Genomic DNA, 16,624 nt, shown 5'->3' on the forward strand with positions numbered 1-16,624 from the left:
GGAGTCGAGTCGTGCGATTTCGGCCGCCCGTCCCGCGGTCGACGCCCGGCGGACGTTCCACGAGGGTTTTTATGCGTTGTGCCGTAAATACCGGCAACTGAATGAGCGGACGAGAACACGGCCCCGGCGAGGCCGACCTCGAGTGGTGTCACGAGGCGGTCCAGGGGGTCTCGCGGACCTTCGCGCTGACTGTCGACGTGTTAGAGGAGCCGATGGCGTCGCAGATCTGCGTCGGCTACCTCCTCTGCCGCGTCGCCGACACGGTCGAGGACGCGGGTCATATCCCGCCGGACGCCCAGAGCGACGTGTTGCGGACGTACCGGCGATCGATCGATCCGGACGACGAGACGGACATCGCGGCGTTCCGCGCGTCGGTCGACGAGTGGCTGCCCGCGGAGCGCGACGACGACTGGACCGTCGTCGCCGAGGCGCCCACGATCGCTGCGACGTTCGAAGAGCTCGACCCGGAGGCCCAGGATGCCATCGTCCCGCCGGTGTTGGAGATGGTCGACGGGATGGCGATGTTCGTCGAGCGTCACGCGACCGAGGGCGGACTCCGCATCGACGACCGCGACGAGTTGGAACAGTACTGCTACTACGCGGCCGGCACCGTCGGCAACCTCATCACGAACCTGCTCACCCGCGGCGACCTCACCGAGGAGCGCGCGACGCGACTGCGGGAGACCGCCGAGGAGTTCGGCCTCCTCCTCCAGCTCGTCAACGTCTCGAAGGACGTCTACGACGACTACACCGAGGAGAACAACGTCTACCTCCCTGCCGAGTGGCTCGAGGCCGAGGGCGTCGAGCAGGAGCGCGTTGTCCACCCCGAGAACCGCGAGTCGTCCGCGCGGGTCGTCGGCCGGACCGCGGACTACGCCCGCTCGTTCCTCGACGACGCGCAGGCGTACCTGGAGACGATGCCGCTGTCGAACGGGAACACGATGGAGGCGTGGACGGTCCCGTACCTGCTCGCGGTCGGTACCCTCCGAGAGCTCGGGACCCGCCCGGAAGACGCGCTCACCGAGACCGGCGTGAAGGTGTCCAGACAGGAGGTGTTCGCGGTGATGTCCGCGGCGAGCGACGTCGGCCGCGACTCGCTCGCGGAACTGCGCCAGACCATCGCCCGGACGCCGTTCCACCGCGCGGTCGGCTCGGCGGACTGAGCCGCCGCGCGTCGCCGCCGCTTTCGTTTTTCCCCGGCATCCCTCGTCGCTCACAGCCGCGACCGCGCCCGGGACACCGCGGGAACGCGCACGCCCGTCGTCTCCCCGAGCGCCTCGGCCGCGCTCAGCAGCCACTCCGCGCGCTCGACACGGGAGTCGAGGTCGCCCGGACCGATCCGGTACCGCTCGACCAGCTCCTCGACGGTCGCGCCCCCGATCCACTCGTCTAGGATGCGGGCGGTCTTCACCGACTCCAGCCACCCCTCGAAGTCGTCCGGGTCGGTCATGTCCGTCGTCAGCTGTGCGGCGTTGCTCCGGGCGAACTGGTAGATGTCGGCCCGCTCGGCGTTGCCGAGGTAGGTGTCCTGCATGTCCGGCGTGTCGCAGATCACCTCGAAGGCGGTGAGCGTCGTCGCCTCGGACAGGTCGGCCGCCGCGCGGAGGCCGGCGACGATCCGCTCGCCGGTCTCCGGGCGGACGTACTGCTTCGAGGTCGTCTCGCCGACCGCCGTCGCGACGAGGCGGTAGTCCTCGACCCCGCCCGTCTCCCGCGCGACCATCTCGGCCGCAACGAGGTCGTCGACCGCGACGGCGACGGCGTCGGCGAGCCCGCCCGCCCCCGTCTCCCGCGCGTAGAACGTCCCCTCGAACACGTCGAGGATCTCCGACTCGGTCGCGGCGAACCCCGTCGCGACCGCCGCGAGCACGTGCGTCCGGAGCGCGCCCGGCTCGGCGAGCTGCGACTCGACGGCCTCGGGCTCGCCCTCGACGTAGCGCTCGCGAACCTCCCCTCGAGTGTCGGCGTCGGCGACGAGGACCGCCTCCCCGTGCGGGTCGAGGCCGGGCCGACCGGCGCGGCCGCACATCTGGTGGACCTCGAGCGTCGGGATCCACGCCATGCCACCCTCCCCGTACCGGCGCTGGTCGCGGACGACGACGCGGCGCGCGGGCACGTTGACGCCGGCCGCCAACGTGGGCGTGGCGCAGATACAGGCCACGTCGCGCTCGCGAAACGCCGACTCGACGACGGCGCGGTGACCCGACCGGAGCCCGGCGTGGTGGAACGCGACGCCTGTCCGCAGGCAGTCGGCGAGCTGTCGGCCGGTGAGCGTGCCGTCCACGTCGGTCGCCTCCTCGGCCGCCGCGGCGGCCGCCTCGTCGATCCCCAACTCCGCGGCGAGGCCGTCCTCGGCGAGCCGCTCGGCGAGGTCGACCGCCTCGCGGCGAGAGCGGACGAAGGCGAGGCACTGGCCGCCGTCCGCGACCGCGTCGGCGACCAGCGCGGCCGTGACCTCGGTCGGATCGTTCTCGTCGTCAGCGTCCCCGTCGCCGTCGATTTCGGTCTCGTCGAGGTCGACCGAGAGGCTCGTGCCGTCGTCGAAGTCGACCTCGCCGCCGACGGCGACGCCGGTCCGGAGGTCGACCGGCCGCCACTCGGACTCGACGAGCGCGGCGTCGAGCCAGTCGGCGATCGCCTCGGGGTTGTCGACCGTCGCCGACAGCGCGACCGTCTGGAGGTCCGGATTCCGGCGTCGGAGCGTCGCCAGCGTCACTTCGAGGGTCGGTCCGCGCCCCGTCGCGCCGAGCAGGTGGACCTCGTCGACGACGACGCAGGCCAGCGCGTCGACCCACGAGGCGCCGTTGCGGATCGCCGAGTCGACCTTCTCGCTCGTAGCGACGACCACGTCGTTGCCGGCGAGCGCCTCGCCCGTCGCGTCGAAGTCGCCGGTGGAGATGCCGACGTCGACGCCGGGGAGCGCCGCGAACGTCTCGTACTTCTCGCGGGCGAGCGCGCGGAGCGGGCAGACGTAGAGCCCGGGGCCGTCGGCGGTCAGGAGCGCAAGTTGTGCGACGAGTGTCTTGCCCGAGGCGGTCGGCACCGCCGCGACGACATCGGCGCCCTCGCAGACGCCCGCGTCGACCGCCGCGCGCTGCGGCGGGTACAGTTCGCGCACGCCGCGCTCGGCGAAGTGGTCGACGACGCGTGACGAAAGCGGCAGGTCCCGGACGCGCATACGAACACGCCTTCGGCCGGATCGCTGATAAAGAGTCCGCGGCGCCCCCTCTCGAACCCGTTCGGTCGCCGACTACCCGTCGGCGTCGAAGTCTTGGAACAGCTTCTCGTAGTCCTCGTCGTCGGTCGCGACCGCGTCGCGCGACTCGTCGGCCCGCTCGCGGAGCTCGTCGATCCGACCGGTGAGCCGCTGGTACTCCTCGTTGTCCGCGAGGTCGCTGGCGCTCTTTTCGGACTCCAGCATCGCCTTCTTGGAGGTCAGCGAGAACAGCTCTTGGACCTCCGAGTCGTACTCGCCGCGCCGTAACAGCCCTTCGACGGTCTCTCGGAGCGTCTCGCTCGTGACGGGCTTGACGAGGTAGTCGTCGAACCCCATCTCGAGGATGTCGAAGTCTGGCTCGACGGCGGTGACCATCGCGACCCGACAGTCGATGCCCCGTTCGCGGACGGCCGTGAGGACCTCGTCGCCGGAGAGACCCGGCATGCGTCGGTCGAGGAGGATCGCGTCGACCTCGTCGTCGACCTCGTCGAGTTGGTCGAGCGCCTCGCGGCCGCCGTACGCGGTCCGGACGCGGTACTCGTCGCCGAGCCAAGCGGCGTACAGGTCAGCCAGATCGGGTTCGTCCTCGACCACGAGGACCAGCGGCGGTTGCTCACTCATGGATGACGGGAGCGAGGGGGTGTTCGCTCACACGTTTCGTCTCTCCGCTGGCTATATTAAAATACCTCTTCGAAGCGCCACGCTGATCGGTCGCTCGGCCGGACGCGATCGGACGAGACGCGACCGGAGTCGACGAGGCGCAGCGCGACGCGGTGGGGGGCGACCCGACAGGGACCGCGCTCGGTCGGCGGTCGGTTCCGGTTACTCGTCCGGGCTGTAGTTGGGCGCCTCGTCCGTGATCATCACGTCGTGCGGGTGGCTCTCGCTCTGGCCCGCGGTCGAGACGCGGACGAACTCCGCGCGCTCGTGGAGGTCGGGGACGGTCTCCGCGCCGACGTACCCCATCCCGGAGCGCATCCCGCCCGTGAGCTGGTGGAGCTCGGAGGCGAGGCTCCCCTTGTACGGGGTCGCCGCCTCGACGCCCTCGGGGACGAACTCCTCGTCTTCGTCCTCCTCTTTGAGGTAGCGGTCGCCGCCGCCGGACTTCATCGCGCCGACCGACCCCATCCCGCGGTACTGCTTGTACTTCTTCCCCTGCATCGTGATGACGCGGCCGGGGGCTTCGTCGGTGCCGGCGAAGTACGAGCCGAGCATCACGGCGTCCGCGCCCGCCGCGATCGCCTTGATCGCGTCGCCGGAGTACCGGATCCCGCCGTCGGCGATCACGGGCACGTCGTGCTCGGCGGCGACGTCCGCGACCTCCGCGACCGCGGTCATCTGGGGCATGCCCGCGCCGCTGACGACGCGCGTGGTACAGATAGAGCCCGGTCCGATGCCGACCTTCAGCCCGTCGGCGAAGTCGACCGCGGCCTCGGCGGCCTCGCGCGTGCCGACGTTGCCGACGACCACGTCGGCGTCGACGGTCGCTTTGATCGCCTCCGCCGAGTCGAGCACGTTGAGGTTGTGGGCGTGCGCGCAGTCGATGAAGATGACGTCTACGCCGGCCTGATCCGCCGCGACGGCGCGCTCCTCCTCGAAGGGGCCGACGGCGACCCCGGCGAGCAGGCGCCCCCGGTCGTCGCGGGCGGCGTCCTCGTGTTCGCGGCGCTGGAGGATCCCCTGCATCGTCACCAGCCCGACGAGCCGCTCGTCGCCGTCGACGATGGGGACGCGCTCGATCTTATGATCGTACATCAGTTCGAGCGCCTCGCGCGCATCGACGTCGTCCGGGGCGGTGATCACCTCGTCGGTCATCGCCTCGCGGACGGCGTCGTCCTCGCCGACTTCGAGGTAGGGCCGGATGTCGGTTCCGGAGATGATACCGAGGACCGTGTCGTCGTCGGCGACGACCGGCGCGCCGGAGACGCCCTGCCGCTCCATCACCTCGTCGGCCTCGCGGACGGTGTCGTCGGGCGAGACTGTGACGACGTTCTCGCGGCGGATGACGAGCTCGTGCGCGCGCTTGACGCGCTCGACCTCGGCGGCCGTCTCCTCGGCGGTCATGTTGCGGTGGAGGACGCCGAGGCCGCCTTCGCGGGCCATCGCGATCGCGAGGTCGCTCTCGGTGACGGTGTCCATCGCCGCCGACAGCACGGGGACGGTGAGTTCGACGTGCTTCGACACGCGCGTCGTCAGGTCCGCGTCGTCGGGCTCGACCCGACTCTCTTTCGGACGGAGGAGCACGTCGTCGAACGTCAGCGCTTCCGGGACATCGAGCTTCGCCGAGAATCGGCCAGAATCTGTCGCCATATAATCCGTCATGAACGGCCGATGAAAAGCGTTGCGAGACGGCACGGACGTGGTTGTTGCTCACATTCGAATCCCTATTATATACATGATCATGGTTATCAATCGGCCGAGACGCGATCGGTTCGAGAACGATTGAGTCCGTTCGGCCCGTCGAAGCCGCTCTGCGTCCGGAGTGAGAGCCGGAGCCGAGAGATGATCGGAGAAGCCCCGAAAGCGGCGACGGTTCCTCGTCGGAGCCGCGCGTTCACCGTGAATACGTCGTGTCATGCGGACGCGTCTCACACAACCTTTAACGCGACCGAAACACGTATATCAGGTATGGACTCCGACAGTCCCGTGAACGCGCGTATCGCCGGCCAGTCGAACGCCGACCTCGGCGTCCGCTTCACAGCCGGCAATCCGCGCAAACCCTTTACATGGGCTCGTCGGACCTCCCGCGGCGTGGACTCCGCGTGCTGGTCCCCGGACCACTGCGAGTCGCACGCGTCCCACCGCCACCCCGACGGTCAGGGCTATCGTCCCTAAATGAGCACGTCACGTCACCCGGTCGCCCTGCGATTAGAACAGCAGGTCGGGAGCGCGACGAAGTTGCTCGCGACCGTGATGGTCCTGCCGCTCATCGACGGCATCTTCCCCGCCCTCGTCGTCGCCGGCGTCCTCGGATCGGCCACCGGCGTCGTCGAGACCGGTATCCTGATCTTCGGCGGCTCCGCGACCGCTGCGGTGATCCTCGCGGAGATGGACGGGACCCGTCGGGAGATGGTCGCGTCCGTGCTACTGATCGGCGCGGTGATCATCCCGGTCGCCGCCGTCGAGGCGGCCCTCGCGCCAACTCTCCAGGAGCTGCTCAACCTGCCCGTCTTCGAGCGGTTCGCCGGGCTTGTCATCCTGACGATCGCCGCGAAGACCGCTAGCTCGGAAATCGGCGAATACCTGCCGAGCCCGGGCGTGATCATCGGACTCGGCCTCGTCGCGAGCTTCGAGCCGTCGGGGTTCGCCCTGCGGACTTCGACCGAGTACGTCGTCAACGGCACCGCGGCCGCCGCCGTGGGCGTGGCGTTCGCGCTGTCGATCGCGCTGCTGTCGCCGCACCTCCGCGGCCGCGTCGACATCGATCGGTTCCGGTTCGGCTCCGCGGTCGCGCTGGGCGTGCTCGCGCTGCCGATCCTGCTCGGCCCGTTCGACCTCATGCAGACGGAGGCGCCCGTCGCGCTCGCGGTGCTCGCGGTGACGACCCTGTTCGCGTACGACCCGAACTCGGAGGGAGAAGAGGGCGCCGCCGGGGACGACGAGGCGCCCGACGACGACGCGCCGGACGGTCCCATCGACGGCGCGGACGAGTCGGACGCCGACCCCACCGACGCCGACGAAGAGTCGGAGGAAGCGCCGAGCGAACCGCCGCTCGACGCGCCGCCTGAGGGGCCCTCCCCGATCGTCGACGACGACGTCGCCGTCCTCGCGAACGGGGGCGAGAGTCGGGACGCCGACGACGACGGGGCGGACCCGTTCACCGACGACGACTCCCGCGCGCCGTGGCTGTAAGCCCGGCGTAGCCGGCGACCGACATATCCGATTTCTGCCCCGGATCGCACGGCTCCGTGATCGCCCCGCGTGTCGCCGGGGTTTAGGTACTCGACCCCGAACGGACGGTATGTCGAACCGCGTCGTTCAGGGGCGGATGGTGACGCCCGAGAAGCTCGCAGAGCTGATCGAAGGAGAGTCCGTGCTGGAGGCCGAACCGATCGCAGACGCCGACCGCGACTGCCCGGAGTGCGGCGGGGACGTCATCTCGGTCGGGTACATGCCGAGCGTGACCGAGTTCGTCACCGGGTACAAGTGCCAAGACTGCGACTGGAGCGACGACGACCGAGAGTAACGCCGGTCGGATCGCCGCCGTGTCGCGCGCGTTCGCTCGCCGCCGCCACGTCGTCGGATCGTCCGTGATCGAAACCCCTTTATCCGCGTTTCGGCAACAGACCAATGCGAGATCACACGGGGCTGTGGCCAAGCCAGGCATGGCGACTGACTCCAGAGGCTTGCGCCCGGGACGACACTCCAGACTGATATACCGAGCGGCCGACTGATCATCGGTCGCGTTGACGACCCTCTGGAGTTCCGAGGCGCACCGGAGATATCAGTCGATCGGGGGTTCAAATCCCTCCGGCCCCATACCCTTGCTTCAGAGGTCCCAGTCGGCGGACTACAGTAGCTCGCTGAGTCCGTGCTTGGGAGCCGGCGTATACACGATACATATAGGAGCAGATGTTGGCAATATAGCTCATGGACGATGTCACCGTTGTCGTTCCGGCCTACGACGAGGCGGGTCGGATAGGGCCGGTCGTTCGTGATCTCGTCGACGAGTATGCCGTGCTGGTCGTGGACGACGGCTCGACGGACGCCACGGCGGCGGAGGCCGAGGACGCGGGAGCGGACGTCGTTCGACAGCCGGAGAACGCGGGCTATATCCGCGCGCTGAAACGCGGGTTCCGAGAGGCGACGTCCGAGATCGTCGTCACGTTCGACGCCGACGGGGAACACCGTCCCGAAGACGTCGACCGTCTCGTTCGACCGGTCAGAGACGGCAAGTTGGATCTGGTTCTCGGTGCCAGATCGACCATTCCGCGCCCCTCGGAACGGCTACTCAACGAACTGGCGCGGTTGAAGATCGACGTGCGGGACTCGGGTACGGGGTTCCGCGCGCTCCGTCGCGAACTGGCCGTGTCGCTCGATCTCGACACGGCCTGTACCTGTGGGACGTTCGTGTTAGAGGCGGCCGCCAACGGGGCGAGGATCGGAGAGGTTCCCGCAGAGACGCGCTCGATTCAGAAACCGCGCGGGATCGCTTGGAAACACGGCAGACAGCTCTTCCACGTGCTGCGGTACCTGATGCTTGCCCCACGTCGGTCGTAGGCGCTGGACGTAGTCGCGATACGTATCGGGGACGTTGTGTCTGGATCCCTACGCGTCGACGAACGGGTTCGAGAGCTTCTCGCCCCCTCTTGTGGGCGCCGTGGTGCCTGTCCGCGACGGCGGATCGCGCTCACCGAGGCCGACGGGAGTGATCGGTCGAGACGGCTTCGACGGGTATCGACCGCGTCTCGCGAAGCGTCGGCAAAGTTCCGGTCAGCGGCGAGCCACGATCCGCCCGGCGAGCAAGCCGACGAGCGCGATCATGCCCGCCATCGCGAGGTAGATCGCCAGTCCGATCGCCTCGCCGTTCGCCCCGTTCAGGCCCGCCAGTCCTAGGAACACGACGGCGATGACGGCGTGAAGCGTGAACACGCCAGACGGGACGTTCGCGCCGAGATCGAATCCGAGGTCCATACCCTCGCTTCGGCCACCGTCGGAAAAAGTCGTCCGGTCGGACGCGCGCCATCGACGCGCTCGCCGCCGACGGGGCCGCCACACTAAAGCGACACCGACCCGAGGGCTAGCCCGATGACCGACGCCCGCTCCCGACGCGAGTGGCTCGCCGCGGTCGGCGCAGCGACGACCACCGCCGCGGCCGGCTGTGCCTCGCTCGACAACCCGCCCGTGGACGAGCCCCGCGAGGCCCCGGACGTAGACCCCGGCGCGGGGGACGCGACGCGACAGACGATACCTCCGGGCGTGGCGCAGTTCCGCGGCTCGCTGGAGCGGTGGGGGTACTACCCGGACGAGACGGTGCCCGACGCGGTCGAAGAGGCGTGGCGGATCCCGGCGGTCAACACCGGCGACCACAGCGCGGCGAAGGCGAGCGCGGTGCCGACCCCGGACGGCGGCGTCGTCCTCCCGGGCGACACGGGGGACCTCCTCGCGATAACGACCGACGGGGACGTTCGCTGGTGCGGCGAGACCGACGCGGGAGGGCGCGGGATCCACGGGACGCCCGCGGTCGCGGACGGTCACGCCTACGTAGGCGCGTACGACGGCGTCCTCTACGCGTTCGCGCTCGACTCCGGCGACCTGAAGTGGTCGACCGACCTCGGCGGCTCGATCGGGTCGAGCCCGCTGTACCTCGACGGGGAGCTGTACGTCTCGGTCGAGTTTCCAAACCCCGAAGGGCGGCTGTTCGCGGTCGACGCGGCGACGGGCGACGTGACGTGGGAGGAGCCCGACCACCGTCCCACCGACCACCCCCACTCCTCGCCCGCGATCTCGCTCGCCGCCGGCCGGATGGTGTGCGGGTCGAACGACGGCTACTGCTACTGTTGGAGCTTCCCGGAGCTGGAGTTCCAGTGGCGCTTCGCGACCGACCCGCCCGCGTCCAACGACGGCGAGATCAAGGGCCCGATCGCGACGTACGACGGCGCCGCCTTCTTCGGCTCGTGGGACTTCAACGTGTACCGCGTGGACCTGGAGACGGGCGAGGAGGACTGGCGCTTCGAGACGGGCGACCTCTCGATGACGGGGCCCGCGATCGACCCCGAGCGCGACGTGGTGTACATGGGCAGTCACGACGACCACCTGTACGCGCTCGACGCGGCGACGGGGGACGTGGAGTGGCGCTTCCGGACCGGCCGCCCGCTCACCGGCTGCGCGACGGTCGCCGGCGACCGCGTGCTGACGGGGTCGAAGGACGGCACGCTCTACGCGCTGGAGGCCGACTCCGGTGACGAGGTGTGGCGCGTCGACCACGACGGCTGGATCACCAGCGCCCCCCGCGTCGTCGACGGGGAGATTTACTACGCCGAGCGCGCTCCCGACCCGGAGGGGGGAGACACCGACGGCGGCGGGTACAAGCTCGTCGCCGCGGAGTGAGCGGCGTGGCTGCGGTGGAGGACCGCCAAGACCGCTCACGGCCGCGGTCGATCGGGTAGCTCGAACACCTCCTCGATTCGGGCGTCGAACTCTCGCGCGATCCGCCACGCGAGCTCCAGGGAGGGGTTGTACTCACCCTTCTCGACGTAGAGGACCGTCTGCCGGGTCACGTCGACGCGGTCGGCGAGTTCGGCCTGCGTCAACCCCGCTTCTTCGCGGAGCTCCCGGATACGCGTCTCGAACTCCACGGTTACGCCTCCACGCCCCGCCGTCGGACCCAAGCCCGCGTGCCGTGGGCGACGGAGGAGACGCAGATCGCGACGGCGGCCCACACCACCACGACGCGGGCCTGCGCGTAGGCGGTCGCCGCGACGCCGGCGAGTCCGCCCGTCGCCTCCAGAGCGGACCCGAGGAGGAAGACGGCGAGCGCGGCCCCGAACAGCAGCATCACGGCGCGGCTCGCGGCGGTCCGCGTGATCTCGCGGGTGCGCTCGTCGATCGGCGTGTGACCGACGCGGTCGGCGAGCGTCCGGCTGACCGGGAAGAACGCGACGAACAGCACCGCGCCGCCCGCGATGAGCGGGGCCGATTCGCGGGCCAGTCCGAGGTTGAGGGTCAGTACCGTCACGAGCATGTGAACGGCTCGTCCGATGCGGTATCGCGTCTGAGGTCGCATGGAGTGGTCACCTCTAGATGTAAATTTGATCTAACGTTATATATTTCTTACTCTGCTAACCGGCGCGAGACCCCTCCCTCGCGAGAATTGCGTCAAATATCGGGCAGCGGGCCGTCGGTAAGGAGATCACGAGCCCGCTATCGACGGCGGGGGCTGTCGTGGCCCAGCCCGCAAGGCAGGTCGTACTCGAAGGAACCAGCGGTGAGATGGAACCTGCGAACTCCCGAAGACGTGGACCTACCCCTCAGTGATGAAAGCCCACGAGTGTAGTCGTGGGAGAAGTCACAACACGTCGCCGATCCGGACCGGCTCGCCGTCGAGTTCCGGGTCCTCGGCGACGATCGTCAGGACCTCGTGGTCGGTGACGTCCCGGTACGACTTCCCGGTGGCCTCCTCGATCAGCGCCTTCTCCAGTTCGAACTCGGTCCCCTCGTAGACGACGTCGACCCCGCGGTCGGTGAACGTCAGTTCGGTACGCATGCGCTCAGATACTCGACGAGAGGGGATAAGCGGCACGAACACAGGGAGTCGGCGGTTTCGAGGTGTATCACGAGACCTGCCCGCGGCGAGTCGGCCGTGGGTCCGGGTCAGATCGCGTTACAGGCAGTGTCGTGGCCGGACTCGCAGAGTCGTTCGAGCGTCTCGCAGGCCTGTTCGTTCCCGTTCGCGCAGAGGCGGCGAGCGAGCGCGACCGTCGCGGCCGAAGTGGAATCGGCGTTCGCGTCCTCGCCGTCGCTATCTTCCGAGTCGGCGGCGGCGAGCCGATCGGGACCGCGCGTCCGTTTCCGGCGGTTGCTCCGCGTCGAACGGCTAGATCGGTTCGATAGTTTATGCCTCCGTGGCATAGAGTAACACACGCCGCGGAAACAGATAAATCCGAATCGGGTGTGCGAACTGTACGCACATCGGCCACGGCCGGTCGGCGGCGAGTCGCGTCGAAGCGTGACAGGAGAGGGGCAGTTCAGTCGTCGTCCTCGTCGCGCATCTCGGAGAGGCGGCCGACGAGGTCGTCGGTGTCGGCGTCGCCCTCGATGGAGACCTCACCGTCGTGGTCGTTCTCGTGGACGTTCACCGCGTCGTCCTCGTCGGTATCGACGTCCTGATCCTTCTGTTCGCTCTCGTCGTACGATCCGAATCCCATACCTGTCCGTTTGGCGGCGCACTGAAAAGCACCGCGACCGCGATCCCGTGCGAGAGCGATTCACTCGCGTCCGACGTTCGTCCGACGCCCCGTACCGTTTATACGCGCGGGGCGACTGCTCCCGGTGTGTCGCTGCGAGGAGGCGGCCCGATAGAGGAGCTCGCGATCCCCTCGGGGACGACCGTCGAGGAGCACGACGTCGTCGTCGACGGCGACGTGCTCGTGGGCGGCCAGTCGACCGTCGAGCTCGGCGTCCGCGGCCGCAACGTCGCGATCGGCGAGCGCGTCAGCGTCGGCGACGACATCGAGGCCGAGGGAGACTGCCGGCTCGACACCTGGTGTTCCGTCGACGGCAACGTGTTGGTCGGCGAGGACGCGTACCTCGGCGAGCGGGTCACCGTCACCGGGCGCCTGATGGTGTCGGGCGACCTCGACATCGGTGACGACGTGACGATCGAGGAGGGGTTCGAGGCCAACGGCTGGATCGTCATCCGCAACCCGGTGCCGACGATCGTCTTCTACTTCATCGTCCTCTCGCAGCTGCTGCGCGTCGGCGAGACCGACGCGGCCGACGAACTTGCCGAGGCGCTCGCCGACGGCGACGACGTCCGCGACCCACTCTTGATCCCGCGGAGCGCCGAGATCGCCGACGACGCGTGGCGCGTGTCGACGCCGGCGACCGTGGGCGACGACTGCCGGCTCCACGGCAACCTCCGCGCGGCGTCGATCCGCGTCGGGGAGCGCAACGAGGTGTTCGGCTCGCTGCGCGCCCGCGAAGACATCACCGTGGGCGCGGAGACGGTCATTCACGGCGACGTGACAACCCGGGGCGGAACCGTGACCGTCGAGGCCGGCGCGCGCGTCCTCGGCGACGTCTCCGCCGGCGACCTCGTGGTGTACGACGGCGCGGAGATACAGGGCACGCTCCGGGCGCGCGGCGAGATGAAGTTGGTACAGCGGACGGGCCCCGAAACCGAGGCGGACGAAGTCGAGGAAGGGGGAGGAGCCGAAGCCGGAGGGTCAGACGGAGTCGACAGCGAGGAGCCGGACGGAGTCGGAGATGACGACGCCAATCCGGGCGACGGGACCGAGAACGAGACGACGGAGTCCGCGCGCGAGGACGACGCCCCCGAGACAGACGGCGAGTCCGAAGCCGAGGGGACCGCAGCGGTGACCGCCGACGCCGGGGCGGCGACGGAGGCGGTCGAGTCAGAGAACGACTCCTGACCGGGAGAGAACGTCTTCGGCCAGTACCCGCCGATCCCAGAACAGCTGTATCGAAGCCTGAAGAGACACATTAACGCAGATGAGCCGCCAGTTCGGCGGACGTTTAACCCGATTTTAGCCGTTTTAATTTCACAAATTGTCTGAACGGACACAAGGCACTTACAACGGCCGCCGAAACGGCCGAGTGCGACATGAGCCGATCACTGACGGCGACCCGCCGCGCGACGCTGGCGGGGCTGGGCGCGATCGTCGCATCGGGAAGCGTGACAAGCGTAGCCGCGGCCGCGGAGAGGGACTGGACCGTCGAGGCGACCGAGACGGACAGCACGCTTCACGACGTGGTGTCGGCGAACGCCGGTCGCTTCGCGGTCGGGGGCGGCGGCGTGCTCACCGCGCCCGCCGAGGAGGGTTGGCTGACGCTCCGCGACGGCGGCCCGACCGGAAACGGGAACAACCTCTACGGCGCGTCGGTCACCGACGACGGCGAGCGCGTCTGGTTCGTCGGCGCGAGCGGCGCCATCGGCGAGTACATCCCCGCGACGGACACGCTCGTTGACCGCTCCGCGCCGATGGACAACACGAACAACTACAACGACGTCGCGGTCACCAGCGCCGCCGGCGAGGCGAACGTGTACGTCGCCGGCGACTCGGGGAAGATCTACTACAGCTTCGAGAACGGCGCGACGGGGACGTGGGACTACGTCACGCCCGGGAGCGGCTCGGCGCTCCCCGCGATCGACTTCCACGCCCCCCGAAGCGGACACGCGATCGATACGAACGGGCGCGTGTTCGCCACCGACGACGGCGTCACGTGGAACGCGATCGGCATCGAAGACGCGAACGTGACGTTCTACGGCCTCGACAGCGACGCCCCCGACGACGTCGCCGTCTCCGGCGGCAACGGGACGCTCCTGACGTACGACGGCGCGAACTGGACGCCCGACGCCCTCGGCGACGCCGACCTCGTCGACGTCGAGACCGACGGCGAGGCCGGCTACGTCGTCGGCAGCGGCGGGGTGGTTCAGGAGTCGACCGCCGACGACCGGATCGTCCTCGACACGCCGACCGGCGAGAACCTGAACGCGGTCGACGTCGATGGCGACGCGGTCGTCGTCGGGTCCAGCGGCACCGTCCTGCGTCGGTAACGGCCTCGGCGACGGCCACTCGATCGGTCCATACCCGCCGAGCTATCGGATCCCTCTCAGTCGCCGTCTCCGTCCGGGGCGGCGACGAACACTTCATCGTCAAGGGCCTCACAGACCGCGTCTGCGAGCGCCCGGAGGTTCACCGTGTCCTCGCGGTTGTACGAGACGAGCGTCTCCAGCGCTTCCTCGTCGCCGCGCTCGTACTCACGCCAGAGGCGCACCGCGTCGCGGCCGGAGATGTCCGGGCGGTCGCGGTCGATCCCGAGTTCCTTCTCGATCGGTTTCAACCCGCCCGAGAGGCCGATCCGCTTGGCCGGGTACATCAGGTCGAGGTGGGGCGTGTCGATTTCGACGTCGAAGGATGTTTCGAGGAAGGGGACGTCGAAGCGCGCGCCGTTGAACGTCGCGAGCAGGCTCGCGTCTGCGAACTGCTCCCGGAGCCGGCGCGCGGTGAGGTCCTCGCCCGCGACGAGCGTCGTCGTCTCGCCGCCCTGATGGAAGCTGACCGTCGTCACGCGGTCGCGGCGCTCGTCGAGGCCGGTGGTCTCGATGTCGAAGAAGCAGGTCTCCTCGCGGAAGTTCTCGTAGAGCCGCCAGCGCTCTCCGGAGGGGAACTCGCGGTCGAAGTAGGCCGCGTCGTCGTCGTCGAGCCGCGTCAGCGCCTCCGCGATGAACGACTCGATCCGGTCCGCGGTCGTCGTCCCGACGCCCGCGACGTCGACCCCGGGGTCGAACGCCTCCCACGTGGTGACGCCCCGCCCCCAGAGGCGTCGTTCGGTCGTCTCGCCCACCCCCTCGACGGGGATGAAGCTGTTCTCGATACGCATGTCCGTTCCGGCGCGGCGCGTAGCTAAAAAGCCGACGGGAGTGGGCGGGCGGCCCCGACCGACGAAGAGCTAACACGGTCCGGGCCCGAGGGCCGTGCGTGATCGAGCGAGCGAACCGACGGGAGGGCGAGGCGCGAGCGCCGCGATGACACGGACAGACCCAGACGATGTCACGCTGATCGGGCATCGCGCCTGCGCCGACCAGTACCCGGAGAACACGGTCGGAGCGATCGAGCGCGCGTCACCGCGCGTCGACGCCGTCGAGCTCGACGTGCGACGGTGTGCGAGCGGTGAACTCGTCGTCGTCCACGACGCGGATCTCGGCCGACTGACCGACGCGTCCGGACCCGTCGCGGATGCCGACTGGAGCGAACTCCGCGAACTGACGGTCCTCGGCTCCGAGGAGTCGATCCCGCGGCTCGACGGCGCGCTCGACGCCGCGCCCGACGACCTCACCGTCAACGTCGAGGTCAAGGAGCCGGCCGTCGCGGGCGACGCGCTCGACACGGCCCGGCGGGCGGCGAACGAAGTACTGTTCTCGTCGTTTCACCCTCAGGCGCTCGTGGCGCTGCGGGACCGCGACCCCGAGACTGCGCGCGCGCTGCTCGTCGCGGGCGGGGACGCCGAGCGCGCGGTCGAGGCGGCGACCGACCTCGGCTGCGTCGCGGTCCACCCCCCGATCGACGTCGCGACCGAGCCAGGGTTCGTCGATGCGGTACACGAGGCCGGGCTGCGGGTGAACGCGTGGACCGCGACAGACCGCGACGAGGTCGAGCGGCTCCTCGGAGCCGGCGTCGACGGGATCATCGCCGACCGGTGGGACCTGCTCCCGGAGCCGGGGCGGTCGTCGCGGGACTAAGTAGCTCCCGCTCCAACGCGACGATATGTGCGGCCGCTACACCCTCTTCACCCCCACCGCCGACCTCGAAGCGCGGTTCGACGCCGACTTCGGCGACCGTGAGCCGAGCTACAACTGCGCGCCCGGGCAGTCGCTACCGGTGATCGCGGACCGGGATCCCGGCAAGACGACCCGGATGGAGTGGGGGCTGACCCCGTCGTGGGCGGACGAGTCGTTCGACCTCATCAACGCCCGCGCGGAGACCGTGCGGGAGAAGCGGAGCTTCGCCGACGCCTTCGAGCGCCGGCGCTGTCTCGTCCCCGCCGACGGCTTCTACGAGTGGGTCGGCGGCGACCGCGGCGGCGGGAAGACCCCCTACCGCGTCGCGTTCGACGACGACCGCCCGTTCGCGATGGCGGGGATCTACGAGCGGTGGGAGCCGCCGACGCCGGAGACGACCCAAACGGGGCTCGGCGCGTTCGGCGGCTCCCACCGCTCGTAGA

Annotated in this window: 18 protein-coding genes, 1 tRNA gene and 1 pseudogene; 10 read left to right on the forward strand and 10 right to left on the reverse strand. The window is 69.5% G+C overall.

Annotated elements, in window-relative coordinates; genetic code table 11:
- Nucleotides 1–101: 101 nt before the first annotated feature.
- Nucleotides 102–1,163 carry a phytoene/squalene synthase family protein gene (locus tag EXE41_RS13795; RefSeq protein WP_086220036.1) on the forward strand — a complete coding sequence of 354 codons (1,062 nt, stop codon included), beginning with the start codon at nucleotides 102–104 and terminating at the stop codon, nucleotides 1,161–1,163.
- A gap of 50 nt (nucleotides 1,164–1,213) precedes the next feature.
- Here EXE41_RS13795 and EXE41_RS13800 read toward each other — a convergent pair whose 3' ends face one another.
- The 3 genes from EXE41_RS13800 to guaB form a co-directional block, all read right to left on the reverse strand.
- Entirely contained in the window at nucleotides 1,214–3,178 is a 1,965-nt protein-coding gene (locus EXE41_RS13800) for a DEAD/DEAH box helicase (RefSeq protein WP_137691313.1), read from the reverse strand.
- A 72-nt stretch (nucleotides 3,179–3,250) separates the two neighbouring features.
- Nucleotides 3,251–3,838 carry a HalX domain-containing protein gene (locus tag EXE41_RS13805; RefSeq protein WP_049929939.1) on the reverse strand — a complete coding sequence of 196 codons (588 nt, stop codon included), beginning with the start codon at nucleotides 3,836–3,838 and terminating at the stop codon, nucleotides 3,251–3,253.
- Nucleotides 3,839–4,039: 201 nt separating this feature from the next.
- The gene (gene guaB / locus EXE41_RS13810) at nucleotides 4,040–5,527 is read right to left on the reverse strand and encodes an IMP dehydrogenase (protein WP_089307795.1); all 1,488 of its coding nucleotides are present in this window, start codon (nucleotides 5,525–5,527) and stop codon (nucleotides 4,040–4,042) included.
- A gap of 525 nt (nucleotides 5,528–6,052) precedes the next feature.
- On the opposite strand from guaB, the gene EXE41_RS13820 reads away from it, so the two are divergent.
- The 4 genes from EXE41_RS13820 to EXE41_RS13830 all read left to right on the forward strand — a co-directional run bounded on the left by EXE41_RS13820 (nucleotide 6,053) and on the right by EXE41_RS13830 (nucleotide 8,437).
- Nucleotides 6,053–7,069, forward strand: a complete 1,017-nt coding sequence (locus EXE41_RS13820; RefSeq protein WP_086215316.1) for a DUF5794 domain-containing protein — start codon at nucleotides 6,053–6,055, stop codon at nucleotides 7,067–7,069.
- A gap of 109 nt (nucleotides 7,070–7,178) precedes the next feature.
- Nucleotides 7,179–7,403 carry a DUF5795 family protein gene (locus EXE41_RS13825; RefSeq protein WP_086215317.1) on the forward strand — a complete coding sequence of 75 codons (225 nt, stop codon included), beginning with the start codon at nucleotides 7,179–7,181 and terminating at the stop codon, nucleotides 7,401–7,403.
- Between the two features lie 118 nt (nucleotides 7,404–7,521).
- Nucleotides 7,522–7,696, forward strand: a tRNA-Trp gene (locus tag EXE41_RS19115).
- Between the two features lie 111 nt (nucleotides 7,697–7,807).
- On the forward strand, nucleotides 7,808–8,437 hold the full coding sequence (locus EXE41_RS13830; protein WP_049929946.1) for a glycosyltransferase family 2 protein: 630 nt from the start codon (nucleotides 7,808–7,810) through the stop codon (nucleotides 8,435–8,437).
- A gap of 213 nt (nucleotides 8,438–8,650) precedes the next feature.
- Here EXE41_RS13830 and EXE41_RS13835 read toward each other — a convergent pair whose 3' ends face one another.
- Nucleotides 8,651–8,851 carry a hypothetical protein gene (locus EXE41_RS13835; protein ID WP_049929948.1) on the reverse strand — a complete coding sequence of 67 codons (201 nt, stop codon included), beginning with the start codon at nucleotides 8,849–8,851 and terminating at the stop codon, nucleotides 8,651–8,653.
- A gap of 114 nt (nucleotides 8,852–8,965) precedes the next feature.
- Here EXE41_RS13835 and EXE41_RS13840 point away from each other — a divergent pair, with 114 nt between their 5' ends.
- Entirely contained in the window at nucleotides 8,966–10,267 is a 1,302-nt protein-coding gene (locus EXE41_RS13840; protein ID WP_137691314.1) for a PQQ-binding-like beta-propeller repeat protein, read from the forward strand.
- A gap of 35 nt (nucleotides 10,268–10,302) precedes the next feature.
- Here the strand turns inward: EXE41_RS13840 and EXE41_RS13845 are convergent, their stop codons facing one another.
- The 5 genes from EXE41_RS13845 to EXE41_RS13870 all read right to left on the reverse strand — a co-directional run bounded on the left by EXE41_RS13845 (nucleotide 10,303) and on the right by EXE41_RS13870 (nucleotide 12,084).
- Nucleotides 10,303–10,515 (reverse strand): helix-turn-helix transcriptional regulator, encoded by a 213-nt coding sequence (locus EXE41_RS13845; protein ID WP_049929951.1) that lies wholly within the window; start codon nucleotides 10,513–10,515, stop codon nucleotides 10,303–10,305.
- A 2-nt stretch (nucleotides 10,516–10,517) separates the two neighbouring features.
- The gene (locus tag EXE41_RS13850; RefSeq protein WP_086215319.1) at nucleotides 10,518–10,901 is read right to left on the reverse strand and encodes a hypothetical protein; all 384 of its coding nucleotides are present in this window, start codon (nucleotides 10,899–10,901) and stop codon (nucleotides 10,518–10,520) included.
- 324 nt (nucleotides 10,902–11,225) lie between these two features.
- Nucleotides 11,226–11,423 (reverse strand): DUF5800 family protein, encoded by a 198-nt coding sequence (locus EXE41_RS13860; RefSeq protein WP_049929955.1) that lies wholly within the window; start codon nucleotides 11,421–11,423, stop codon nucleotides 11,226–11,228.
- 107 nt (nucleotides 11,424–11,530) lie between these two features.
- Nucleotides 11,531–11,788, reverse strand: coding sequence for a hypothetical protein (locus tag EXE41_RS13865; protein WP_086215321.1), 258 nt, complete (start codon nucleotides 11,786–11,788; stop codon nucleotides 11,531–11,533).
- Between the two features lie 116 nt (nucleotides 11,789–11,904).
- Entirely contained in the window at nucleotides 11,905–12,084 is a 180-nt protein-coding gene (locus EXE41_RS13870; RefSeq protein ID WP_049929958.1) for a DUF5786 family protein, read from the reverse strand.
- A 126-nt stretch (nucleotides 12,085–12,210) separates the two neighbouring features.
- Here EXE41_RS13870 and EXE41_RS13875 point away from each other — a divergent pair, with 126 nt between their 5' ends.
- Entirely contained in the window at nucleotides 12,211–13,311 is a 1,101-nt protein-coding gene (locus EXE41_RS13875) for a polymer-forming cytoskeletal protein (protein WP_137691315.1), read from the forward strand.
- Nucleotides 13,312–13,574: 263 nt separating this feature from the next.
- A complete protein-coding gene (locus EXE41_RS13880; protein WP_199240888.1) occupies nucleotides 13,575–14,456 on the forward strand; it encodes a hypothetical protein in 882 nt (293 codons plus the stop codon).
- Between the two features lie 56 nt (nucleotides 14,457–14,512).
- Here the strand turns inward: EXE41_RS13880 and EXE41_RS13885 are convergent, their stop codons facing one another.
- A complete protein-coding gene (locus tag EXE41_RS13885; RefSeq protein ID WP_137691317.1) occupies nucleotides 14,513–15,283 on the reverse strand; it encodes a ribonuclease H-like domain-containing protein in 771 nt (256 codons plus the stop codon).
- A gap of 145 nt (nucleotides 15,284–15,428) precedes the next feature.
- Here EXE41_RS13885 and EXE41_RS13890 point away from each other — a divergent pair, with 145 nt between their 5' ends.
- Nucleotides 15,429–16,142 (forward strand): glycerophosphodiester phosphodiesterase, encoded by a 714-nt coding sequence (locus tag EXE41_RS13890; RefSeq protein WP_137691318.1) that lies wholly within the window; start codon nucleotides 15,429–15,431, stop codon nucleotides 16,140–16,142.
- Between the two features lie 25 nt (nucleotides 16,143–16,167).
- Nucleotides 16,168–16,614, forward strand: a pseudogene (locus EXE41_RS13895) (SOS response-associated peptidase); the annotation flags it as partial.
- Nucleotides 16,615–16,624 lie beyond the last annotated feature (10 nt).

Source organism: Halorubrum sp. SD690R (assembly GCF_005435035.1).
Classification (GTDB): Archaea; Halobacteriota; Halobacteria; order Halobacteriales; family Haloferacaceae; genus Halorubrum; species Halorubrum ezzemoulense.